The sequence below is a fragment of the Xanthobacter cornucopiae genome (assembly GCF_043195065.2).
In the GTDB taxonomy this organism is placed as follows: Bacteria; Pseudomonadota; Alphaproteobacteria; order Rhizobiales; family Xanthobacteraceae; genus Xanthobacter.
Genome location: NZ_CM195531.1, coordinates 2,812,892 through 2,835,627, shown reverse-complemented (window position 1 = coordinate 2,835,627; position 22,736 = coordinate 2,812,892). Strand labels below are relative to the sequence as shown.

At 70.1% G+C, this 22,736-nt stretch carries 19 protein-coding genes; 12 read left to right on the top strand and 7 right to left on the bottom strand.

From position 1 onward, the window contains the following. Window positions 1-143 precede the first annotated feature (143 nt). Both V5F53_RS12460 and V5F53_RS12455 read right to left on the bottom strand, forming a co-directional pair. A complete protein-coding gene (locus V5F53_RS12460) occupies window positions 144-1,475 on the bottom strand; it encodes an ABC transporter substrate-binding protein (RefSeq protein WP_393997759.1) in 1,332 nt (443 codons plus the stop codon). A gap of 28 nt (window positions 1,476-1,503) precedes the next feature. Continuing rightward, window positions 1,504-2,817 (bottom strand): ABC transporter substrate-binding protein, encoded by a 1,314-nt coding sequence (locus tag V5F53_RS12455; protein WP_393997758.1) that lies wholly within the window; start codon window positions 2,815-2,817, stop codon window positions 1,504-1,506. Between the two features lie 545 nt (window positions 2,818-3,362). On the opposite strand from V5F53_RS12455, the gene V5F53_RS12450 reads away from it, so the two are divergent. After that, window positions 3,363-4,370 (top strand): TauD/TfdA family dioxygenase, encoded by a 1,008-nt coding sequence (locus V5F53_RS12450; RefSeq protein WP_393997757.1) that lies wholly within the window; start codon window positions 3,363-3,365, stop codon window positions 4,368-4,370. Between the two features lie 72 nt (window positions 4,371-4,442). On the opposite strand, the gene V5F53_RS12445 is transcribed toward V5F53_RS12450, so the two are convergent. Together V5F53_RS12445 and V5F53_RS12440 are read right to left on the bottom strand one after the other, a co-directional pair. Next, the gene (locus tag V5F53_RS12445; protein WP_393997756.1) at window positions 4,443-5,804 is read right to left on the bottom strand and encodes a sigma-54-dependent transcriptional regulator; all 1,362 of its coding nucleotides are present in this window, start codon (window positions 5,802-5,804) and stop codon (window positions 4,443-4,445) included. Window positions 5,805-5,821: 17 nt separating this feature from the next. Beyond that, window positions 5,822-7,573, bottom strand: a complete 1,752-nt coding sequence (locus V5F53_RS12440) for a sensor histidine kinase (protein WP_393997755.1) — start codon at window positions 7,571-7,573, stop codon at window positions 5,822-5,824. Window positions 7,574-7,777: 204 nt separating this feature from the next. On the opposite strand from V5F53_RS12440, the gene V5F53_RS12435 reads away from it, so the two are divergent. After that, the gene (locus V5F53_RS12435; RefSeq protein WP_393997754.1) at window positions 7,778-9,052 is read left to right on the top strand and encodes an N-acetylmuramoyl-L-alanine amidase; all 1,275 of its coding nucleotides are present in this window, start codon (window positions 7,778-7,780) and stop codon (window positions 9,050-9,052) included. Between the two features lie 316 nt (window positions 9,053-9,368). Here V5F53_RS12435 and V5F53_RS12430 read toward each other — a convergent pair whose 3' ends face one another. Then, window positions 9,369-10,247 (bottom strand): sulfurtransferase, encoded by an 879-nt coding sequence (locus V5F53_RS12430; RefSeq protein ID WP_393997753.1) that lies wholly within the window; start codon window positions 10,245-10,247, stop codon window positions 9,369-9,371. 102 nt (window positions 10,248-10,349) lie between these two features. Between V5F53_RS12430 and V5F53_RS12425 the strand changes: the two genes are divergently transcribed. Beyond that, window positions 10,350-10,802, top strand: coding sequence for a transposase (locus V5F53_RS12425; RefSeq protein WP_393997752.1), 453 nt, complete (start codon window positions 10,350-10,352; stop codon window positions 10,800-10,802). Between the two features lie 457 nt (window positions 10,803-11,259). Here V5F53_RS12425 and V5F53_RS12420 read toward each other — a convergent pair whose 3' ends face one another. Further along, window positions 11,260-12,126 carry a sulfurtransferase gene (locus V5F53_RS12420; protein WP_393997751.1) on the bottom strand — a complete coding sequence of 289 codons (867 nt, stop codon included), beginning with the start codon at window positions 12,124-12,126 and terminating at the stop codon, window positions 11,260-11,262. A 112-nt stretch (window positions 12,127-12,238) separates the two neighbouring features. Beyond that, window positions 12,239-13,666: an MFS transporter gene (locus V5F53_RS12415; protein ID WP_393997750.1), complete on the bottom strand. Its 1,428-nt coding sequence runs from the start codon at window positions 13,664-13,666 to the stop codon at window positions 12,239-12,241. Between the two features lie 362 nt (window positions 13,667-14,028). Between V5F53_RS12415 and V5F53_RS12410 the strand changes: the two genes are divergently transcribed. The 9 genes from V5F53_RS12410 (at window position 14,029) to V5F53_RS12370 (ending at window position 22,736) form a co-directional block, all read left to right on the top strand. Further along, on the top strand, window positions 14,029-14,988 hold the full coding sequence (locus tag V5F53_RS12410) for a TauD/TfdA dioxygenase family protein (RefSeq protein WP_393997749.1): 960 nt from the start codon (window positions 14,029-14,031) through the stop codon (window positions 14,986-14,988). 81 nt (window positions 14,989-15,069) lie between these two features. Next, complete coding sequence (locus tag V5F53_RS12405) at window positions 15,070-16,044, top strand: ABC transporter substrate-binding protein (RefSeq protein WP_393997748.1); 975 nt, start codon at window positions 15,070-15,072, stop codon at window positions 16,042-16,044. 31 nt (window positions 16,045-16,075) lie between these two features. After that, the gene (locus tag V5F53_RS12400; RefSeq protein WP_393997747.1) at window positions 16,076-16,930 is read left to right on the top strand and encodes an ABC transporter permease; all 855 of its coding nucleotides are present in this window, start codon (window positions 16,076-16,078) and stop codon (window positions 16,928-16,930) included. Continuing rightward, window positions 16,923-17,681, top strand: a complete 759-nt coding sequence (locus V5F53_RS12395; protein ID WP_393997746.1) for an ABC transporter ATP-binding protein — start codon at window positions 16,923-16,925, stop codon at window positions 17,679-17,681. Before V5F53_RS12400 ends, V5F53_RS12395 begins: the two co-directional genes overlap by 8 nt. 56 nt (window positions 17,682-17,737) lie before the next feature. Beyond that, window positions 17,738-18,802, top strand: coding sequence for an ABC transporter substrate-binding protein (locus V5F53_RS12390; RefSeq protein WP_393997745.1), 1,065 nt, complete (start codon window positions 17,738-17,740; stop codon window positions 18,800-18,802). A 2-nt stretch (window positions 18,803-18,804) separates the two neighbouring features. Beyond that, window positions 18,805-19,656, top strand: coding sequence for an ABC transporter permease (locus V5F53_RS12385; RefSeq protein WP_393997744.1), 852 nt, complete (start codon window positions 18,805-18,807; stop codon window positions 19,654-19,656). 6 nt (window positions 19,657-19,662) lie between these two features. Beyond that, window positions 19,663-20,466 carry an ABC transporter ATP-binding protein gene (locus V5F53_RS12380; protein WP_393997743.1) on the top strand — a complete coding sequence of 268 codons (804 nt, stop codon included), beginning with the start codon at window positions 19,663-19,665 and terminating at the stop codon, window positions 20,464-20,466. A gap of 112 nt (window positions 20,467-20,578) precedes the next feature. Next, on the top strand, window positions 20,579-21,361 hold the full coding sequence (locus V5F53_RS12375; RefSeq protein ID WP_393997742.1) for a class II aldolase/adducin family protein: 783 nt from the start codon (window positions 20,579-20,581) through the stop codon (window positions 21,359-21,361). A gap of 16 nt (window positions 21,362-21,377) precedes the next feature. After that, window positions 21,378-22,736, top strand: coding sequence for an LLM class flavin-dependent oxidoreductase (locus V5F53_RS12370; RefSeq protein ID WP_393997741.1), 1,359 nt, complete (start codon window positions 21,378-21,380; stop codon window positions 22,734-22,736).

Here is a 22,736-nt window from a genome sequence, read left to right as displayed (position 1 = left end):
TCGCATCCGTCATTGGGGCGGAGTGGAGCCGGCGGCGGGCGCCGCCGGCTCCGGGGCATCGGGATCAGGGCCGGTCAGGCGATCCCGATCGGTGATGCCGCGCTCAGGTTGAGGGCCTCAGTTGCCAACCTCAGTTGCCAGCCTCAGTTGCACTTGGCACCGGGGAAGCCGGCCTTGATCCACTCGTCGGAGGTGGTGCCGTCGGGCGGGGTCACGCAGTCGCCGGCGAAGGTCAGGATGTTCTCGATCGAGGCCTTGCCGGTCTTGGGATCGTACTTGTAGGTGCCGTAGGAGATGGACTGCACGGCTTGGTGGCCATCGGCGCGGTCCATCTTGGCGGTGCCGGAGACGGATTCGAAGGTGGCGCCCTTGAAGGCGTCGGCGATGGCATCGGCGGTGGGCACGGTGCCGTTGACGCCGCCCGCCTTGTCGGCGGCGGCCTTCAGGCCGAGGATGGCGTGGGCCATCTTGGTGGCCGGATAGGTCGGGGCCATGCCGTAGGCGTCGGTGTAGGCCTTCACGAACCACTGGTTCAGGGTGTTGTCGGGCGCGAAGGCGCCGAACGGGCCACGGGCGCCGATGATGGTGCCGTTGGGGGCCTGGTCCTTGAAGCGGTCGAGGGCGGATTCACCGCAGGTCAGCAGCGCGGTGGCCTCGTCGAGCAGGCCGCGGGCATTGGCCTGCAGCATGAAGGCTTCCATGTCGCCGCCCCAGAAGCTGGAATGCACGATCTCCGGCTTCTTCACCGCCAGCGCCGAGATTTCCGCGCCATACTGGCCCTGGAACACCTTGGGCATCTGGCTCTCGACGATCTTCGCCTTCGGCATCAGCTGCGCCAGGGACAAGGTGAAGTCGTGCCAGGAATCCTGGCCCCAGGCATAATTCTGCTGGATGCCGGCGACCCGGGTGACGTTGGGCTTGGTGGCGGCCAGGTAGCGGACCGCGCCGATATTGTCGACGGCGGCGTCGAGGCCGGTGCGGAAGGTGTACTTGGGCTTGGTGGCGTCGGTGAACAGGCGCGAGGTGCCGCAGTCGTAGAACACGGTCAGCGCCTTGAGCTCCTCGGCCACCGGGGCGACCGCGAGGCAGTCGCCGGAGGAGATGTAGCCGATCACGGCGTCCACCTTCTGGCGCTGCACCAGGTTGCGGAACTCTTCCACCTGCTTGGTGGCGCCGCCGGCCTCGTCGATGATGACGGCCTCGATCTCGGCGCCGTTGATGCCCTTGGTGTTGTAGGGGGCGGGCACCACGCCCTTGTTCAGCCCTTCCACCACCACCTTGGCGGCATTGGCGGAGGGAATGCCGAAGGGACCGGCGGCCGGGCCCGACAGGAAGGTGACGATGCCGAGGCGGAACTTGCCGTTCTCGGCGGCGGCGGCGGCGCCGGTCATCAGGCCGCTCGCCAGGGCGAGCGCGGCCACGCCCGCCGCGAGGCGGCCGGTGACGTGTTTCGTCACGGACTTCTGTGTCTTCACTTGACGTTCTCCCTTTTGGGTCTGGTTGTCATTGCGTGGGACGGGCGGCGTCGCGCCGGGCCCGCACCAGGCCGGGCGGCGTGCGCAGGTCCTCGGCGTCGTAGGCGCGGATGTGGCCGAGCATCACCTTGGCCGGCGGAAAGCGCGGGTCGGGCACCGGCGTGCCCACCGCCTGCGCCTGCAGGATCTGATGGGTCTCGGGGTCGATGGTGGAGGCGAAGCCCTCCGGGTCTTCCGGCAGGGTGAGGCGCATGCCCTCCAGCGCGGCGATGAGGGCCTTGTCGTCGGTGGCGTTGCCCACCTGCGCCACTGCTTTGGCGATGGCGATGATGCCGGTGTACGCCCCTTCGGCGGCATAGGTGGGGTAGCGTCCCGCCATGGCGCGGAAGTCGGCGACGAAGCGGCGGTTGGCCGGGGTGTCGGGCCAGTTGTTGTGGTGGCGCGCGGACAGGATGAGGCCCGGCGGCGGCGTGGCGCCGAGCTGCACCAGCACGTCGTAATTGGCGCCGGTGTCGAAATTGGCCACCCGCATCTGGGAGAACAGGTCGGTGGCCTGGGCCTGCTTGAGGAAGGCCAGGAAGTCGCCGCCCCACAGCGCCGTCACCACGATATCGGGCTTCAGGTCTTTCAGCGCCTGGATGTAGGAGGAATAGTCCGGCTCGTAGAGCTTGGGCCACAGCTCGGCCACCACCTCATAGTCGAGGCCCAGCGTGTCCATGGCGGCGAGCAGGTCGTCGCGGGAGACGTGGCCATACTCGTAGTCCGGATTGAGGATGGCGATGCGCCGCCAGGGCTGGCTGGCCTTGATGTCGCGCAGGTAGCGCGCGCCCGCGGCGTTGGAGGTCCAGCTGTCGTTGGAGACGCGGAAGTAATGGGGGTGCCCGGCCTCGATGGTGAGGCGGGAGGAAGCATGGTCGGTGCCCACCAGGATGATGGAGCGCCGCCGCGCCAGGTCGCTCACCACCTGGGCCACGCCGGACGAGACCATGCCGCACAGGAAGCGGGCATGGTCCTTGTCGATGAAGTCCTCGGCGAGGCGCAGGCCGTAGGACGACTTGGACAGGTCGTCGTCGATGATGACGCGCAGGCGCGGCGCCGGCAGGCCGGTCACCTTGCCCCCGGCGATGTCGCGCAGGGCGAGGCGGATGCCCTCCACGCTGTCCTCGCCATAGATCGCGGCGCGGCCGGCCATGGGGTAGATGCAGCCCACCACCGCGTCCGCCTCCTCGGCGGAGGCGCCGAGCACGATGCGTTCGGCCTGCACAGGGACAATGGTGCTCGCCAGTATACCGGCGGCGACAACAAGCCCTCTCCAGCCAGGGAGCCTCCCTGTCGTTTTCATGCGCGGACCTCCCTGGCGAGCGAGCGCTCGCATCATTCTTGTTGCCTCAAGTTCAGCAAGGGCCATGCCAGACGTCCGCACCGGCCGGAGCCGTTCAGGAGTCAGGCGTTTTTTGCAGGGGGGGTGAGCGGCCAGCGCGCGGCTGAGCGGAAAGCGCTCCCCTGAGCGGGCGGGGATGAGCGCTTTCCGCTCATCCCCGCCCCGTCGCCCCGGCCGCAGGCGCGTCTGCGCGCGCTTCGCCCGGCTCCCCTTGAGCTCAGCTCTCCTGACCCGGGTGCCGGGCGGCGCTGCCCGGCCCGATCCGCCGCGGCGGGGAGGCCGCCTCATGGCCCGTTCATCGCGCGCTCAACCACGCGCTCTTGGCCCACTGTTGGCCCGCTCTTGGCCCGCTCATGGTCGCTCATGGTCGCTCATGGCGCGCGCTTGGCCGCCGGTGCCCGTTCATCCCGCGCGTCCCCTTGTCCGGTGTGCCGCCTGCCCCTAGGCTGAGGCTTGGCCGGGGCCTCGGCCCCTCCATTCGCCCTGGCACCGCTAAGGACGAACGCATGCGCGCCATTTCGGATATCGACCCGCTGGAACAGGGCGTCGTCAGTGTCCGCCTGTCACCGGGTTGGCAGGTGCCCTTGCCGCCGCTTGTGGAGCTCCTGGATGCGCATTTCGGGGCGGGCTGCCCCAGCACCGGGCTGACGAAGCCGGCCGACGGCGTGGGACTGGCCGGCGACCTGATGCGCGCCGCGCCGGCGCTGTCGGGCCTCGCGCGTGACGCCGCGACGCTGCTGGCGGCGGGGGCGTGCGGCCTGCTCGTCCCCGCGCTCGGCCTCGCCGGGCTGCCGCTGGAGGACAAGCGGAAGATCCTCTATGCCCTGTCGGCCCTCATGGGGACACCCAGCGTCACCAATCCGCGCACCGGGGAGGTGGTGTGGGACGTGAAGGATGCGCGCCGGGAGGCCGCCGGCGATGCCGCCCATCACGGGCGCTATTGGAGCTTCTCGGAAACCAACGACGAAGCCTCCTACCATACCGACACGCAGTATTTTGCTGATCCGGAGCGCTATTTCCTACTTTATTTCCATGAGATCGCGTCATGCGGCGGCGGGGTCAATTCGCTGCGCAGCGTCGAGATGCTCAAGGATGAGATGATGCGGAGCCGGGATGGTCGCGAGGCACTGGCCTTCTTCCATGAGCAGCCGTTGCCCTTCCGCATTCCGACGCTTTTCACCTCCACCGGTCGGCCCGAAACGCGCGAATATACGTTTGCGCCTCTGTTCGGTGCGGACGTATATTGCCGCTATCGGTCCGATACCCTGGAAAAGGGGCTTGAGGACCACCCCGAATACGACACGCCGCAGGCGCGGCGCCACCTCGCCTTCTGGCAGAAGCTGCTTGACGACGGCCCCGGCGAAATTCGCCAAGCCATGCCGCGCGACAGCCTGGTCATCATCGACAATCATCGGGCCCTGCACGCCCGCAGCGCCTTTGAGGATCATCGTCGGCTGGTGGTGCGCGTGCGCTTCCATGCCGCGCCCGGCCGGCTGGACATGCTGCGCGGCTGAGGCCGCCCGCAGGCGGCAGGGCGACGCCCGTCGCACCCGCCGCTTCGCGCCCGGGGAACAGAGCCTTGGGCGCTACAGTCCCAGGCGCTGCAGCCGGCGCTTGAGGGCGTGGCGGGAGATGCCGAGGGTCTCGGCCGCGCGCCCCTTGTGGCCGCTGGCACGGCTGAGGGCTTCCAGCAGCAATTGGCGCTCGGCCTGGTCCATGTGGGCGTCGATGCCGGCGGGGGCGGCCGGCTCCTCCACCGGCGACCGGATGGCGGTGGCGCCGGCGCGCAGTTCCTGCGGCAGCAGGCCCGGCGCGATGGTCTCGCCGGGATAGAGGATGGTGAGGCGCTCGATCAGGTTCTTCAGCTCGCGCACGTTGCCGGGCCAGGCATGGGTGTTCAGCCGCTCGGCGCTCTCGCCCGACAGGGAGATGGGCGCGCAGCCCTCCTGGGCGGCATAGCGGGCGGCGAAATGGCGGGCCAGCACCAAGGCGTCGCCGATCCGCTCGCGCAGCGCCGGCACCGCCACGTTGATGACGTTGAGGCGGTAATAGAGGTCTTCGCGAAACAGGCCCTGGCGCACCAGTGCCGCAAGGTCGCGGTTGGTGGCGGCCACCACCCGCACGTTGCCGACGTGCACGGCGGAGGCGCCCACCGGCCGGTAGGTGCCGTCTTCCAGGAAGTGCAGCAGCTTGGCCTGGAGCGCCAGCGGCACCTCGCCGATCTCGTCGAGGAACAGGGTGCCGCCCTCGGCCAGGGCGACGAGGCCGGTGCGCTTCTGGTGGGCGCCGGTGTAGGCGCCCTTTTCGGCGCCGAACAGCTCCGCCTCGATGAGCTGTTCCGGCAGGGCGGCGCAGTTCACCTCCACGAACGGCTGGTCGGCGCGGCGGCTGCCGGCGTGAATGGCCCGCGCCACCAGCGCCTTGCCGGTGCCGGACTCGCCATGGATGAGGATGCGCGAGGTGCCGCTTCCCGCCACCCGCTCCACCGCCTCGCGCAGGCCGGCCATGGCGGGGCTGGCGCCGATGAGGCTGGCGGTGGAAAGCTGGCGGCCGCGGTGGTACTCGATCTCCTCATGCATGCGCCGCCGGTCGAGGGCCTGGCGGATGCAGTGGAACAGCTCGTCGAGCTCGAACGGCTTGGTGAGGTAATCCACCGCCCCGGCCTTCACCGCCTGCACCGCCGCGCGGGTGTCGCCATGGGCGGAGATCATGATGACCGGCAGCTCGGGCGCCAGCGCCTTGATGCGCGCCAGGGTTTCCATGCCATCCACCTCGGGCATGCGCAGGTCCACCAGCGCAAGGTCGATCTCCTGCGCCCGCAGCACGTCGAGGGCGGCGGCGCAGCCGTTGACGCCGGTGGGCTTCATGCCTTCCTTGCGCAGCGCATAGACCAGCGAGCGCACGAACGGCGCCTCGTCGTCCACCACCAGAATGGATGCGGCTTGCATGGCTGGACAGCTCCTCCTCAGGCCCCCTCCTGGGGGGGCTCCGCCGCGGGAAAGCTCAGGCTCACCAGGGTGCCGACCCCGACCGCGCTCTCGATGCGCATGGTGCCCTCGTTGGCTTCCACCATCTGCTGGCTGATGGTGAGGCCGAGCCCCGATCCGCTGGGCTTGGTGGTGAAGAAGGGGTCGGTGACGCGCCCGAGGTCGGCCCGGGCGATGCCGTGGCCGTCGTCGGCGATCTCGATGACGGTGCACCCGCCCTCGCGGCGCGAGCGGAAGGTCACGGTGCCGCCCCGGGCGCAGGCCTGCAGCGCGTTGAGCCCCAGATTGACCAGGATCTGTTGCATATGGTCTTCGTCGCCCAGCAGGCAGGCGCTGGAATCGCCGGTGGAGGCCAGGTGCACGCCGCGCTCGGCGGCCACCGGCTTCAGCAGGGTGGCGGTGCGGCGCAGCAGTTCGCGCACCGCGAGGTCGCGTCGGGCCGCCGGATGGGGCCGGCCATAGGTGAGCAGGTCGTTCACCACCCGGTTGAGGCGGTCCACCTCGGCTTCAAGGTCCAGCAGCAGCTCGCGGCGGTCGGCGTCCGGCTCGTCGCGGCTGAGGGTCTGCACCGTGGTCTTCATGGTGGCGAGCGGATTGCGCACCTCGTGGGCGACGCCGGTGGCGAACTCGCCCAGCACCGCCATCTTCTCAGTGCGCACGGTGCGGTCGATCATGTCCTTCACCCGCTCGGCCATGGTGTTGAAGGCGGAGGACAAAGCGTTGATCTCGTCGGCCCGGCGGGTGAGCGGCAGGCGATAGGTGAGGTTGCCGCTGGCGACCGCGTGCGCGCCCTCCACCAGCAGGTCCACCCGCCGCCGCATGCGCAGGCCGAGATGGACGAACAGCGCCACCACCACCACCATGATGAGCGCACCGCCGGTGTAGAGCCAGCCCCGGGCCGAGCGCAGGGAGGACAGCACGTCGGGCGAGCGCCGGTCACGCATCAGCCGCCAGCCGGGCATGACCTCCGGCCCCGGGGTGAGGTCCAGGCGCCGGCTCTCGATGGGCCGCCCGGTGGCGTCCAGGATGGCGCCGGACGGTGTGGACAGCAGCATGCGGACGATGGCGCTGGCGTTGGACTTGTCGAGCTGCTCGGTGACCGAGGCGAGGCGCACGTGGAGGGCGACGGTGCCGCCGGCGCCGCTGCCGCTGCGCATGGGCCGGCGCAGCAGGATCCAGCCGGCGCGCCCCGGCTCCGGCAGGGCGGGACCGATGATCTCCACCCCATCCTTCACCACCACCGGCAGGCCGGCGATGGACCAGCCCTGTTCGGTCCAATAGGGCGGGCCGGAGGCGGCCTGCCCGGCGATGGCATGTTTCAGCCGGTCGTCGCCGTCGAAGAACAGGATGCCGTAGAGGTCGGGCACGTCCGCCTCCAGCCGCAGCAGGGCGGCGATGTCGGCGGTGGCGGTGGCGTCGGGGGCGGCCAGGAAGGCGCTGAGGCCGGGATAGTTGGAGATCTTGGCGAGCTGGTACTGCATGGTTTCCAGGAAGGCGGCCATGCGGTTGGCGGTGGCGGCCTCCTGCGCCGACTGGCGCTCGCCCACCAGGGTGGTCTCCAGTTGCTGGGTGAAGCGGTCGTAGAGCGCGCCGACGCTGACCAGCGAGACCGCGAAGATGGTCACCGTCACCACCACGTAGCGCCCCACGACGCTGGACAGGCGCAGGTTCTTGTCGCGCAGGAGGCGGCTCAGGCGCCGAAAGCGGACAGGGACGGAGCCGGCGGACATTTCGATCGGATCTTCACACCTCAAGATCGGCGCACCTAACCACAGGTCGATGCAAAACCAAAACCGCGGTGGGAAACCCCCGTCTCCGGAGCGGGATGCGCCGGTGGCGCAGGTGTGATGACGCTGCGGCACGTCTTGCGTTGATTGTTTGTGCAATCAATGGTAGCGATTTTGGCAATATTCTCGCCTGTAGGGAGGCGCGCGATGGCCAAGATCGTTCTTGATCCGGGGCACGGGGGACACGTGAGGGTCGGCAACTCCAGCCCGAACAACGCGGTGGGTCCCACCGGCCTGCTTGAGAAGACGGTGACCTTGAATCTCGCGCACCGGGCGGAAAAAATCCTGTCCGGGCGCGGTCACACCGTGGTGCTGACCCGCGCCGGCGACGTCAACCTCGGCCTCGCCGATCGCGCCGAGGCCGCCCGCTCCATTGCCGCTCCGGTGTTCGTGTCCATTCACCTCAATGCCTTCAACGGCGCTGCTCAGGGCACCGAGACCCTGTGCGATCTGGTGCACAGCTCGGCATCGGCGAGCCTGTGCCGGGCGGTGCAGAAGCGTCTTGTCGCCGCCACCCACTACAAGGATCGCAACGCGTCGTTTCCGGGCGGCGTGAAGTCCCAGCCCCTGGGGGTGCTCAAGGCGAGCCTGCATCATGCCGATACCGCCTGCTGCCTGGCGGAGGTCAGCTTCATGGACGTCCCGGCCGAAGAGGCGCGCCTGCGGAACGAGGACTATCTCGACCGGCTCGCGCATGCGTTGGCGGACGGTATCGTCGATCACCTCGGCGCCGGCCGTCTCGAGGCCCTTGCGCTGCCGGAGAGCTTCGAGGATGGGTTCACCGCCGAGGGCGGTGTCGCCGCGCCGCTTCCGCCTGAGGATGGTGTGTCGGTGGAGCCGGCCGCGGTGTTCTTTCCGGCCGGGCAGGTCGAAGCGGAATCGAACGATACGAAGGAGTTCAGCCAGGTCGAGATTGGCGACGGCGGGGCGCCGTCCGTGCAGGTGCTGGAATCGCGCGGCAGCACCTGGGCCTTGGAGAGCTTCGACCTGCCCGCGTTCCGCGTCCACATGGCGGCCCTCGGCCTGCGCTACTTCACGGCGGAAGAGTTCCTGGCCCTCGGGGCGAGCCATGCGCCCGGTGGCGCCTGCGCCGGGCTCAATACGCTGCCGCCGCCCAGCCTGTGGGACAACATCCTGGCGACGGCGCGGATGCTGGACGAGATCCGCCACCGGCTCGAAGCCCCCTGCCATATTCTTTCCTGCTACCGCGCGCCGGCCTACAACAGCTGCGTCGGCGGCGAGAGAGGCAGCCTGCACATGCGCTTCAACGCCATCGATTTCCGCTGCGCGCAGGGCACGCCCGCGCAGTGGTGGGAGGTGGCGAAGGCGGTGCGCGCGAGCACCCCGGCCTATGCCGGCGGCATCGGGCGATACGCCAGCTTCGTCCATATCGACACGCGCGGCAGGGACGCCAACTGGTAGGCGCGGGCTGTGATGGGGACGGGCAGGGCGGGCATTCGGCGGTCGGGCGGGTCCGGACCGGGGGCCTTTCGCTGGCGTCCCGCCGCCTCGGGGTGGAACTGGCGTGATCGGGCCGGGCATGCCGGGGGCGGCTCCGGTGGAGCCGATGCCGGGGCTGGTCCGTGGGGACGCTGCCCGCGCGGGTCAGGGAGGAGGGAAGCCGCGGTCCCCTGCTCCTTCCCTTCCCTGCCGTTTTTGGCGGGGCTGGGCGGTCGCGGCGGCCGCGTACGCGGGGCGCCGGCCGGCTCCGGCGGGAGGGGCCGGTGCGCCCCGGGGCTCAGGCCTCGCCGAGTTCCAGGGGGCGGGCGGGGTCGGCGGTCCATTCGGCGAGGGAGCCGTCGTATTCCAGCGTCGCGTCGTAGCCGATCACGGCGAGCGCGAGGGCGCCGAGGGCGGAGGCGACGCCGCCGCCGCAATAGGTCACCACCAATTCGCCGCCGAGCGCCGTGCGCGCCTGGAACCGGGCCCGCAGCTCAGGCGCCGCCCGCAAGGTGTTGTCCTGCTCGTTCAGCAGGGTGACGAATGGCAGGTTGGCGCTGCCGGGAATGTGGCCGGGCCGCGCGCGTGCCGAGATGCGGCCGGTGAAGTCGTCCTCCTGCAGCAGGCAGATGAGCTGCCCCGCGCGCCGGCCCTCGGTGAGGTCCAGCACGTCGCGCGTGGTCGCGACGATATTGACGGGCAGCGGCACCGGATAGCTCGACTTGACATAAGGCGACAGGCCGGCCTCGATCCGGCGCCCCTCGCCCCGGTATTTGCGCAGCCCGCCGTCGAGCACGCTCACGCGGGCATGGCCATACGACCGGAACACCCACCACAGGCGCGCCGCCCACTGGTTGGTCAGGTTGTCGTAGACGATCACATGGGCGTTGCGGGTGATGCCGAGCCGACCGGCCGCCGCCGCGAACTGTGCCGCCGTGGGCCGCGTGAAGGGATAGGGGGCCTGCGGATCGGAAAACTGGGTGAACAGGTCTGCGAACCGCGCCCCCGGTATGTGCCCCTGCCGCTCGTATTCGTCCAGCCCGCTGCGAAACTCGGCCCGCTCCCCCTCCCGGGAGGCCGGCTCAAGGTATACGCTGGCATCGAGGATGACGATGCCGTCGTCCTCCAGGTGATCGGACAGCCAGTCTGTGGAAACCAATGGGAAGTGTTTCGGCATCCTGAAATCCGACCCGAGGCGCGGCGGCGGCTTGCGTTGGTGGAATGACTGAGATAAATTTAGAGTATTAGATTTATCGTTAAAATGAAGATAACGCAAGGAATGCGCGCCGGGCCATCCAGGAATGATGCCGCGACGAGCCTCGATGGCGATCGTACGTCGGACCCCGCCGACCCGCTGGATGCGTCGGGCGAAGGCGCGCGCGCCTCGGCCCGCTACGATGCCTCGCTCAAGGACCTGGCGGTGGCCGAGGTCGACCGGCGGCGTCTCCACAATCCCCAGGATCGGACCATCTATCGCGAGGTGGCGCGCCAGTTCGGTGTCGGCGAGCAGTCGCTGCGCCTGTGGGTGAAGAAGAAGGACGCCATGCGGCTTGGCGAGGAGGGGGACGCGGCCGATGTGGTGGAGCCCGGCCACGGCGAAACCTTGTCGCCGGACCAGATGCGCTCTGAACTGCAGCTCCTGCGCCGCCAGATCCAGAAGCTGCGGACCGAAAACGAGGTGCTGAAGCGCGCGTTTGTCGTCTTCTCCTCCGAGTGGGGCGGCGACAAATAGGCGATGGGGCGGGAGCGCGGATCATCCGCCGGCCCCGGCCCCGGCACCGGTGCGGCGTGAGATGCCGCAAGCCCCTGCTGTCGGGCGGTCTGCATTAAAATATGAATTAGAATTCAATTATAATTCTAATATAAGTTTGCATCTCCACGCACCGAACTCCGCCGCGCAAGGGCTGTTCCCGGCGCGCGCCGGCGCGGCGCATGGGTCCCTGCTCACCTCGACGAGCTGACGGGCGGCGGCCGCGTCGCGAAGCATCCAGCCGCGCGCGATGACCTTCCCCCTTTTTCGGCCCAGCCGCAGGCGGCGACCGGGGCCGGACCTGCCCCGGTCGTTCGGGGCGTCATCCCATCGGCCCCGGTCTTCGACTGGTGCCAGGCTTCGACGGTGCCAAGCGGGTCCGCTCAAGCGCCGCGGGCCTGACCAAAGGCCCATGAGTCAGGCTCACGGGCCTTTGGTCTCAGGCTTCCAGCGGCCGGGCCGGGTCCTGTGACCATTCCGAGAGCGAGCCGTCGTAGACGCGCACCTTCTCGTGGCCGATGGCCCGCAGCGCGAAGCCGTCCACGGTGGCGGCGATGCCGCCGCCGCAATAGGCGATCACGTCGGTTTCCCCGGTGATGCCCCGGGCGGCGAAGGCCGCGCGCAGGGCCTCCGGCGGCTTGAAGCTGTTGTCGGCGGGGTCCACCAGTGCCCCCGCCGGCAGGCTGAGGCTGCCGGGGATGTGCCCGCTGCGCCCGTGCGGGCCCGGGGTGGCGCCGCTGAAATGCCCGGCGCTCAGGGCATTGACGAGGGTGGCGCCGCCGCCCGCCACCGTGGCCAGCACCTCGGGAAGATCGGCGAACAGGCCCAGGGGCCGGGGGGTGAGGGGCGCGGCGGCGGGATAGGCCGGCACCGGGCCGGAGGCGGTGGCGCGGCCGTCCCGCACCCATTTGGCAAGGCCGCCGTCGAGCACGGCGACCCGGGTGAAGCCGATGTCGTTCAGCAGCCACCACACGCGGGTCGCCCAGCCATAGGTGGAGGTCGAATACACCACCACGGTGCTGTCCGCGCCGACGCCGGCGCGGGCGAAGGCGGCGGCCGCGCGCTCCGGATCGAGGCGGGTGAAGTCGAGCGGCGCGCCGGTGTCGGACAGATCGTTCTTGAGGTCCAGGTGGCGCGCGCCGGGAATGTGCGCCTGCTCGAACACCGCGCGGGCCGGCTGGCTCTCGCCGCCGCCGGGGGGCTGGGACAGGCCGGCGGTGGCATCGAACAGCCGCAGCCCGGGGTCGGACAGGTGCTGGGCCAGCCAGTCGGTGGATGCGAGGAAGGATGAAGCGGGTGCGGTCATCGCGGATATTGTCCCTGAAGGGAGCGCCCGGGCGGGAGGCGGCGCCTCCCGCGAGCTTCGGCGCGGGCTGGGGGATGGAGCGGGGTCGGCTCCGGCGGAAGGGGCGGGCGGCTCACGGGCTGCCGGCCGGCGAGCGCGGCCGGGCGCGATGTCCGCTCATTTCGTGGCCGGCGGTGGGATGCAGCCGGAACGCGGTGGGCACCGCCGCCAGCACGATCGCCGCGAGCACCAGGAAGGCGAGGCCATAGTCGCCCCCGGCCGGATCGTGGCGCCCGAACGTCCAGGCCGAGAGGTTGACCACCGTGACCGAGAGCGAGATGCCGAACATCACTGCGAATTGCTGGAAGGTGGTGTTGAGCGAGGTGGCCGGGGCCACCGAGGCACGCGGCAGGTCGGCATAGGCGATGGCCGCCAGCGCATTGAGCTGGATGGCGCGGAAGAAGCCGCCGATGGAGGCGATGAAGGCCAGCAGGCCGACGCTCCATCCCGGCTGGAAGGTGGCGCACAGGGCAAGGGCCAGGCCGCACAGCAGACCGTTCCAGATGATGACGGTGCGAAAGCCGAAATGGGCCAGGATGCGCGCGGTGAAGGTCTTGGTCACGAAGGCCACCAGGCCGCAGGCCAGCAGCACCAGGCCGCTCTGGATGGCGGTGAAGCCAAGGCCGAGCTGCAATTGCAGCGGCAGCAGGAACGGCAGCGCCCCATAGCCGACGCGCACCAGGCAGCCGCCCCAGAACGAGGCGCTGAAGGTGGGCAGCCGGAGCAGGGCGAAATCGAGCAGCGGCGGCCGGGTGTCACCGCGCAGGCGGCGCACATAGGCGGTGCCGCCCACGACGAGCACGGCGACGACGGCGCCATAGACCAGCGGATCGAGGTCCGGATGGCGCACCAGCGCCAGCAGCGCCGCGCCGGCCACCAGCATCAGCGCCAGCCACAGCCACTGGACCAGATCGAGGGCGGGCGGGGTCTCCTCGCTCACCTGCGGCATCAGGCGCGTGGCGGCGAAATAGCCGGCGATGCCGAGGGGCAGGTTGATGAAGAAGATCCAGCGCCAGGACGTATAGGTGGCGATGACGCCGCCCAGCAGCGGGCCGATGAGCGGGCCGAGCATGGCGGGGGTGATCATCCAGGCCAGGGCCGCCACCAGATCGGCCTTGCTGGTGGCGTGGATGATCGCCATGCGCCCCACCGGCATCATCAGGGCGGCGCTGGCGCCCTGCAGCACGCGCGCGGCGATGAGCGCCGGCAGGCTGTCGGCGAAGCCGCACAGGGTCGAGCTCAGCGCGAACAGGATCAGCGAGGCTTGGAACACCGTGCGGGTGCCGAACCGGGCCGCCAGCAGCCCGCTGAGCGGAATGAAAGCGACATTGGCCAGCAGGTAGACCGTCATGGTCAGGTCGAGGCTCAGCGGGCTGACGCCGAAGGCGAGCGCGATCTGCGGCAGGGCCGGCGCGATGATGGTGGAGTCGAGCTGGTCCATGAAATAGGCCAGCCCCACCAGGACGGACAGGGGACGGTAGCTGGCGGTGCGAACGGACATGGGGGCCTCGGCGGCCGTGGCGGCAGGAGCAGGCGATATAATCTATAAATTTTATAAAATGAATAGTTGAAGTTATAATTTTATGGCGGTAACGTTCTGGGGTGTTCGGCGGCTCCAATGGGCGCCGGCACCGTTTCGGATCGACGTGGTGGCCGGGGCCGATGCCTGGGGCCTCCCGCATCGCCCGTCCCGGCGCCACCGCAGGGCGTGCAAGGATGGGTGGGGTGCCGTGCCCGCGCGGGCCGTCGGTTCCGGGGCGGGAAGAAAAACCAGAGCCAGAACCCCGGCCAGAACCAGGGCCGGGCTTGGCCAGAGCCACTCTCGATCGGGGGCCGTTTCGGGCCCTTACCTTGGAGTCCGTCATGTCCGCTCAGCCGCACGCGTCCGCCGGGTCTGCGACCAGCATTTCCCAGGTCCTGCACATTCCCGAGGAGCGGCTCGACAGCGCTCAGGCCAAGGTCTTGTCCATTGCCGACTACCGGGGCGAGCGGGAAACCTTCGGTTCGGCGGTGGTGGAGCCCTATTCGCCGGTGGTGGGCGCCCATGTGCGCGGCCTGCGCATCACCGCGGCCTCCGGGCACGACCAGAAGCTGGCCCAGTTCCTCCATGACCGGCTGGTGCGCTACGGCTTCCTGCACTTCGAGCCGGGCACGGTTTCGGCGGAGGATTTCGGCCACCTGGTGGCGCTGTTCGGGCATGCCAAGTATTCCGGCACGCCCTACACCCCGGCGGCGACGGAAAACGCCGACGTGAACACCATCGATTCCGCGGTCAAGAAGACCCGCATGAACCTGATCTGGCACATCGATCAGGCCTTCGTTCCCGAGCCGCCGCGATTCACCGCCTTGTTCGGCAAGGCGGCGCCCCCCGCCGGCGGCGACACGCTGTTTTCCAACGCGGTGGCGGCCCATGACCTGCTCGACCCGCTGCTCGCCCGCTACCTCGAGAGCCTGACGGCGGTCCACGACGTGGAGACCCAGGGCTTCCTGACCCTGGCCTATCAGGACCCGCAGGCGCTGGCGGCCCAGCGCGCCAAGTATCCGGCCATCGAGGCGCCGGTGATCCGCGTGCATCCCGACACCGGCCGCAAGCAGATCTTCGTCAGCGAGCTGTATACCCAGCGCATCCTGGGTGTGCCGCGCACCGTCAGCGACCATCTGCTGCAGATTCTGTTCGACTATGTGAAGTCGCCGGATGTCCAGGCGCGGGTGGCCTGGCAGGAGGGCGCGGTGGTGATCTGGGATAACCGCATCGTACAGCATCGCGGCGTGGGCGACTATGGCGACGGTCGTCGCGTGCTGTATCGCGCCATCGTCCAGTAATCGCGCTCGTGTGCGGCGGCGGCGGCGCCGATCGCCGCCGCCTGTGCTTTTCAGTCCGGTCCCCTGGGCGGAGGTTTCAAGATGAACAGAAGAGAGAGCCTGAAGCTCCTGGCGGGCGCGGCTTCGGTCGCGCTCCTGCCGCAGGTCGGCTCCGCCAAGGCGGCCACGGCGGCGCCGGTGCGCGTCACCCTCCCGTCGCCGGGCAGCGCCGGCTCGGTCTGGCAACCGCTGGTGACGCGGCTCGGTCTTGCCGAAGAGTTGGGGCTGAATCTGGACTGGATCGTCGGCGATCCCGGCAAGATGCAGACCCAGCTCACCGCTGGCGCGCTCGACGTGGGCGTCTATGGCGCGGTGGGGCTCGCCAATGTCATCAACAAGGGCGGCGACATCGTGCTGTTCGGCCCGGCGCTGAACAACAACACCCGCTGGGTGGTGCGCGGCGACAGCCCCTACAAGACCGTGCGCGACCTCGCCGGCAAGACCGTGGCCTCGACGCCGGAAACCAGCGAGACCTACCAGCAGGCGCGGATCGCCGCCTCCCTCGCCGGCCTGGACTTCGCCGACCTGAAGGTGGTGTTCGGCTCGCCGCTGGCCAATCTGGCCTTGTTCGAGCGCGGCGACGTGGAAGCGATCCTGACGCTCGAGCCCACCGCCACCCGGCTGGTGGCCCGGGGCGGGCGCGACCTCGCGCGCGTGGCCGACATGTGGGAGCAGGGCACCGGCATCAAGGGCACGCCGATCCTGGTGGGCCTTGCCGCCAGCCGCAGCTGGGTGGAGGGCAACAAGGAAACGGCGGCCAAGGTCGCCACCTTGTTCAAGCGCGTCAACGGCGCCATCCGCGAGAATCCGAAGCTGCTGGTGGATGTCGCCCGCGAGATCGGCATCAAGCCGGAGGAGACCGAGGCGCTCGCCCTGCTGCCGCAGCGGGCCCGCGACTCCTACGCCACCGCCTGGGACGCCGAGGTGTTCAAGAGCCTCGACACCCAGCTTGAGGTGGCGGCGCGGCTGGGCCTGATCAAGCAGGTGCCCGCCGGCAAGATCTACGTCCAGGTCTGAGGCCGCGGGCGGCGCACGCGAAAGAGAAGACATGTCCCTACTCGACAAGGCCGACGCGGCGAAAGGCGAGCTCCGGGCGGGCCCGGCGCCCACCGTCGGGCGATCCTGGCGGCTGCCGACGCCCCGGCTGCGGCTTTCGGAGGTGCTGCCGTTCGTGGCCTCGTTCGTGCTGCTGGCGGTGGCGTGGGAGGCGATGGCGCTGTGGCTGCGCTCGCCGCTGGTGCCGGACCTTTCGGCGGTGCTGCGCGAGTTCGTGGTGATCTGCGAGAGCGGCAAGGCCTTCCGCGAGATCTGGGTCACCTTCTACCGCATGGGGCTCGGCTTCCTGCTGGCGGTGGTGGTGGCCTTCCCCATCGGCATTGCCTCCGCCGTCTCGCGCACGGCGGAGCGATTCTTCGAGCCCGGGGTCATCCTCGGTCTCACGGTGCCGGGGCTGGTGTGGGCGCTGCTGTGCGTCATCTGGTTCGGCGTCAGCCTGGTCTCGCCGGTGATCGCGGTGGCCCTGGGCGTGCTGCCGTCCATGGTCATCACGGTTCAGCAGGGGGTGCGCTCGCTGTCGGCGGACATCGTCGAGATGGCGCGGGTGTTCAAGCTGAAGCGCATCACGGTGCTGCGCCGCATCTGGCTGCCGCTGCTCTATGCCTCCACCATCTCGGGGGCGCGGGTGGGCTTTTCCATCGCCTGGAAGGTGATCGTGCTGGTGGAGATCTTCGGCATGGCCAATGGCGTCGGCTACCAGTTGAACGCCCAGTTCTCGTTGCAGAGCGTGGAAGGCGTGATCGCCTGGACCCTGGCGTTCTGGCTGGCGATGATGATGGTCGAGTACCTCATCTTCCGGCCGATGGAGAAGCGCGCCAATCATTGGAAGAAGTCGGCCTATGAGTAGCGACATCGTCATCGAGGGGCTCGGCAAGGCCTATGCGTCGCGCGGGGGGCGGCCGCCGGCGGTCATCTTCGACGCGCTCGACATGCGCATCGAGGCCGGCCAGCTGGTGGCGCTGGTGGGGCCCTCGGGCTGCGGCAAGTCCACGCTTTTGAACCTGATCGCCGGGCTCGACACGCCGGACGCTGGCCGCATCGATTTCCGCGGCGGCGCCAGCGACAGCAAGCTCGCCATGGTGTTCCAGCAACCGCGCCTGGTGGACTGGCTCACCGCCGAGGAAAACGTGGCGCTGGTGTTCGAGCGCGAGGGGCGCCGGCCGCCGGGCGATCCGCGCGAGGTGGTGCGGGCGCTGCTGCGCAAGGTCGGGCTGGCGGACCAGGCGCGGGCCTATCCCCAGTTCCTCTCCGGTGGCCAGCGCCAGCGGGTGGCCATCGCCCGCGCATTCGCCGTGGCGCCGGACATCCTGTTGCTCGACGAGCCGTTCAGCGCCCTCGACGAGCTGACCGCGCGGCGGCTGCGGCTGCTGCTGCAGAACCTGTGGGCGGAGGCCGAGGGCCAGCGGCCCACCGGCGTGCTGGTGACCCACAACATGCTGGAAGCGGCCCTGCTCGCTGATCGCATCTTCGTGCTCAACGGCCAGCCGAGCGGCTTCGCCGCGGTGATGGACGTGGACATTCCCCACCCGCGCGATCCCGAAGATCCGGCCCTGTTCGCCATCCATCGCCAGGTGCTGCACGCCCTCGGCGAGGCCTGAGGGCCCGCCGGTCCCCGCCCGCTCCCCGCTTCCGACTTCCGCTCGAGGACCTGACGATGCCGACGCATGACCGATCGACCCATGGACTGCACCGGCGCGCGGTGCTGCGGGCCGGGCTCGCGAGCCTTGGGCTCGGCGCCCTCGGCGGCGGCGCGCTGCTGCGCGGGGCATCTGCCGCCCATGCCGAGACGGCGGCCGGCGCCGCTGCCGCCAAACCCTTTCCCATCAACCTGATGGCGCCCAACAAGGGCAGCACCTCCGCCATCTATCCGGTGCTGATGAAGGGCGATCTCGTGGACCTGTCGGGGCTCGACATCTCCTGGGTCGGCACCGCGCCTGGGCAGATGCAGCTGCAGCTTTTGTCCGGCGCCCTCAATGTCGGCGGCTATGGCGCCCTCGGCATCGCCGAGGCCCAGCTGAAGGGGGCGGATGTGACCCTGTTCGCGCCGCTCAGCCTCAATCACGGCAGCTTCATCGTGCCGGCCGGCAGCGGCGTGCGGTCCATCGGGGACCTCAAGGGCAAGCGCATCGCCACCGTGCCGGTGAACACCGACACCTTCCGCCAGGCGGAAGTCGCGCTGGCGCTGCATGGGCTGAACCTGCGCAAGGATTTCCAGGTCAGCCACAGCCCCGGCCTCGCCAGCCTCGCCCTGTTCGAGCGCGGCGATGTGGATGCCATCCTGGCCATCGAGCCCAATTCCACGCGCCTCGTGGCCAAGGGCGCCCGGGAGATCGCCCGCGTGGAGGATTTGTGGAACGCCGCCACCGGCAACACCGAGCCGCTGTTCCTGGTGGGCTGGGCGGCGCGGAAGTCCTGGCTCGACGCCAATCCGCAGGTGGCGGCGCAGGTGGCGAAGGCCTATCTCCACATCAACCGCGAACTGCGCAAGGACCCCTCGATCCTGAAGCAGCCGGAGCTTTATGGCGCCCTCGGCCTGCGCGAGGACGAGACCGCCGCCATCGCCCTGCTGCCCGAGCGCATCGGCCGGGTGACGCCGGTGGAGTGGAATGCGGCGGTGTTCGCCAACATCGGGCAGCAGATCGACCTGGCCCTGAAGTATGGCACCCTCGACGCCCGTCCGGCCGCGCCGCTCTATACGGTTCTGCCGGGCGTGTCATGAGCGTGGACGCCTCATCCGCGGCCGCTCTCGCACCGCCGGCGGAGCGCCCGGCGGCCCGGCGCGGCTGGCGCGCCGCCGCGGCCGGCGTGCCCCTGCGCCGCATCGCGCCGGTGGCCCTGCCGCTGCTGCTGCTCGCCCTCACCGCCGGGGCCTGGGAGGCGATGGCGGTGAGCCTGCGCAGCCCGCTGGTGCCCCATTTGGCCGAGATCGGCAAGGAACTGGGTCGGATCTTCCGGAACGGCCATTTCTTCGGCGAGATGGCGGTGACGCTGCTGCGGGTGGCGACCGGCTTCGCCCTGGCCTTCGTGGCGGCGGTGGCCGCCGGCATCGCCATGGGGCGCACGCGCGCGGTGGCGCAGTTCCTGGAGCCCGCCATCATCGTGGGGCTGACGGTGCCGGGGCTGGTGTGGGCGCTGCTGTGCGTCATCTGGTTCGGCATCGGGTTGACCGGCGCGGCGGTGGCGGTGGCGCTGTCCATTGCCCCGGCGCTGGTGCTCAACATCCTGCAGGGCGTGCGGGCGGTGGATGCGGAGCTGCTGGAGGTGGCGGCCATGCTGCGCCTGCCGCTGTGGACGCGGCTGAGATGCCTGTGGCTGCCCAGCCTCATGCCGGCGCTGCTGGGCGGCGCACGGCTGGGTTTGTCGCTGGCCTGGAAAGTGGTGGTGCTGGTGGAGCTGTTCGGCCTGTCGAGCGGCATCGGCTATCAGCTCAACAGCGAGTTCGGCGCTCAGAACGTGGCCGGCGTGATCGCCTGGACGCTGGGGTTCGCGGCGGTGATGGGTCTTCTGGAATATGGCGTCCTCGCGCAGCTGGAGCATCACGCGATGCGCTGGCGCCGCACGGCGAAGGTGTGAGGGGTGATGGAACCGGCTCCTGCGCCTTCCGCCTCCCTGGGCCTGCCGCTGCGCATCGGCGGGCTCGACAAATCCTATGCGGCCAGGGGCGGCCGCCGCCCGGTGCTGCGGGGCATCGACCTCGATGTCGCCGCCGGCGCCTTCGTCACGCTCATCGGCCCGAGCGGCTGCGGCAAGTCCACCATCCTGCGGCTGGTGGCCGGCCTCGACGGTGATTACGACGGCTCGATCCGGGTCGGCGAGGCGGAGGTGCGCGGCCCGGACCTGTCGCGGGGCATGCTGTTCCAGGAACACCGGCTGTTTCCCTGGCTCACGGTGCGCCAGAACGTGGCCCTGGGTGCGTTCCACGCCGGCCTCGGACGGGAGGCGCTCGCCGCCCGCATCGCCGACCTGCTGGAGCGGGTGGGGCTGGGCCATGCTGCCGACCTGTTTCCCAGCCAGCTCTCGGGCGGCATGGCGCAGCGCGCCTCCATCGCCCGGACCCTGGCCGGACAGCCGCGCCTGCTGCTGCTGGACGAGCCGTTCAGCGCCCTCGATGCCTTCAACCGCATTTCGCTGCAGCTGGAGCTGGAGCGGCTGTGGCAGCGCTCCGGCATCACCATGGTGCTGGTGAGCCACGACATCGAGGAAGCCACCTATCTGTCCGACCGCATCGTCGTGCTCGATGCCGATCCGGGGCGGATCCGGACGGTGGTGGACAATCCCCTGCCGCGCCCGCGCAACCGCGTCTCGCCGGCGTTCAACGCCATCAAGGAACGCCTGTTCACCGAGCTGCACGTGGAGACCGCCGCCACCCGCGCGCCGGACTGACTGACACCGCCGCCCGCGCGCCGGCTCCGGAGCGCGGCCCTGGCCCGGGCGCGGGGTTACGCCGCCGCGCGGGAGGCCGCCTGAATTGATCCAGACACCGAGGACCACGTTCATGAGCGCAGTCATCAAGGCCCAGGAGGCCCGCCCCGTTCGCGATCAGGTGAGCGCCGAGGAGTGGCAGACCCGGCAGGAGCTGGCCGCCTGCTATCGCCTTGCCGCCCTGTGGGGGTGGACCGACCACATCTACACCCACTTCTCCGCCCGCGTGCCGGGGCGGGACGAGCACTTCCTCATCAACGCTTTCGGCCTCACCTTCGGCGAGGTCACGGCCTCCAACCTGGTGAAGGTGGACCTTGCCGGCACCGTGCTGCTGGATGCCACCGGGCGTGGCCACAACCAGGCCGGATACGTGATTCACAGCGCCATCCACGGTGCCCGCCCGGACATCAAGGCGGTGCTGCACACCCACACCACCACCGGCGCGGCGGTGTCGGCCCAGCGCGACGGCTTGCTGATGATCTCCCAGCATGCGGCCCGCTATTACCAGCGCGTGGCCTATCATGACTATGAGGGGTTCGCGCTGAACCTGGACGAACAGGCCCGCCTGGTGCGCGACCTGGGTGACAAGCGGGTGCTGGTGCTGCGCAACCATGGCCTCTTGACCGCCGGCCGCAGCGTCGGCGAGGCGTTGCAGGAGCTCTATTTCCTGGAGCGCGCCTGCGCCATCCAGGTCGCCGCCCTGGCCGGCGGCGTGCCGCTGGTGGTGCCGGCGGAAGCCGCCCTCGTCCAGGCCGCGCAGACCTATGAGCGGGCCTCCGGCGGCAGCTACACCACCCGCAACTGGGAGGCCTTCGTGCGCGAGCTGGACGCGCGCGACACCTCCTACCGGAACTGAGCGGAAGGGCGTCACCATGAGCGATATCGGCAGCGCCCGCCAGATCCGGCTCGGGCTGTTCGTCCTCCATGCCGGCTACCACCTCGCCGGCTGGCGTCATCCGCAGGCGCGCTCCGGTGGCGAGGACTTCGCGCTGATGCGCGAGACCGCGCAGACGGCCGAGCGCGGCAAGTTCGACCTGTTCTTCCTGCCCGACACGCCCACCAGCTCGCGCGGCGCTTCGCCCTCGGCGGCGGCGCGGCTGGAGCCGTTGACGCTGCTCAGCGCCCTGAGCCCGGTCACCGCCGACATCGGCCTCGTGGCCACCGCCTCCACCACCTACACCGAGCCGTTCAACCTCGCCCGCCAGCTCGCCTCCCTCGACCATCTGAGCGGTGGGCGCGCCGCCTGGAACATCGTCACCACCCTGTCGGCGGAGGTGGCCGCCAGCTTCAGCCGCGCGGCCCATCTCGACCACGGCTCGCGCTATGTTCGCGCCGCCGAGTTCGTGGAGGTGGCGAAGGGCCTGTGGGACAGCTTCGACGACGACGCCTTCGTGCGTGACAAGCACAGCGGAATCTATTTCGACAAGACCAAGCTGCACGATCTCAACCATGAGGGCGCGCATTTCTCGGTGCGCGGGCCGCTCAGCCTCGCCCGGCCGCCGCAGGGCCATCCGCTGCTGGTGCTGGCGGGCGCGTCCGACGCCGGGCAGGCGCTGGCGGCGCAGGTCGCCGACATCGTGTTCGCCGCCCAGAACGACCTGGAGGAGGCGCAGGGCTTCTATCGCGCCTTCAAGGCGCGGGTGGCGCAGGCCGGGCGCGATCCCGACCAGGCCCTGGTGTTCCCCGGGGTGCTGCCCATCCTCGGCGCCACGGATGCGCAGGCGCAGGCGCGCTTCGCCGATCTCCAGAGCCTGGTGGACATGGACCAGGCGCTGCCGCTGCTGTCCTTCTTCCTGGGGCACGACGTGTCCGGCCTGCCGCTTGACCAGCCGCTGCCCGAGCTGCCGCCCTCCGATGCCATGAAGAGCCGCACTCGGCTGCTGGTGGATTTCGCCCGCGCCGAGAAGCTTACCGTGCGCGAGCTGGCGCGGGTGGTGGCGGCCGGCCGCGGCCATCTGGTGGTGGTGGGAACGCCGGCGCGGGTGGCCGACACGCTGGAGGCGTGGTTCACCGCGCGGGCGGCCGACGGCTTCAACATCATGGTGCCCTACCTGCCCGGCGGCCTCGACGAATTCGTGGATGGCGTGGTGCCGATCCTGCAAGCGCGGGGGCTCTACAAGACCGACTATGCGCCGGGCACGCTGCGCGCCCGGCTCGGCCTGCCGCGCCCGGAGAGCCGGCACGCGGCGGCGGCGCCCGGCCGCCGCGCGGGCATCGCCGCCGGGGCGTGA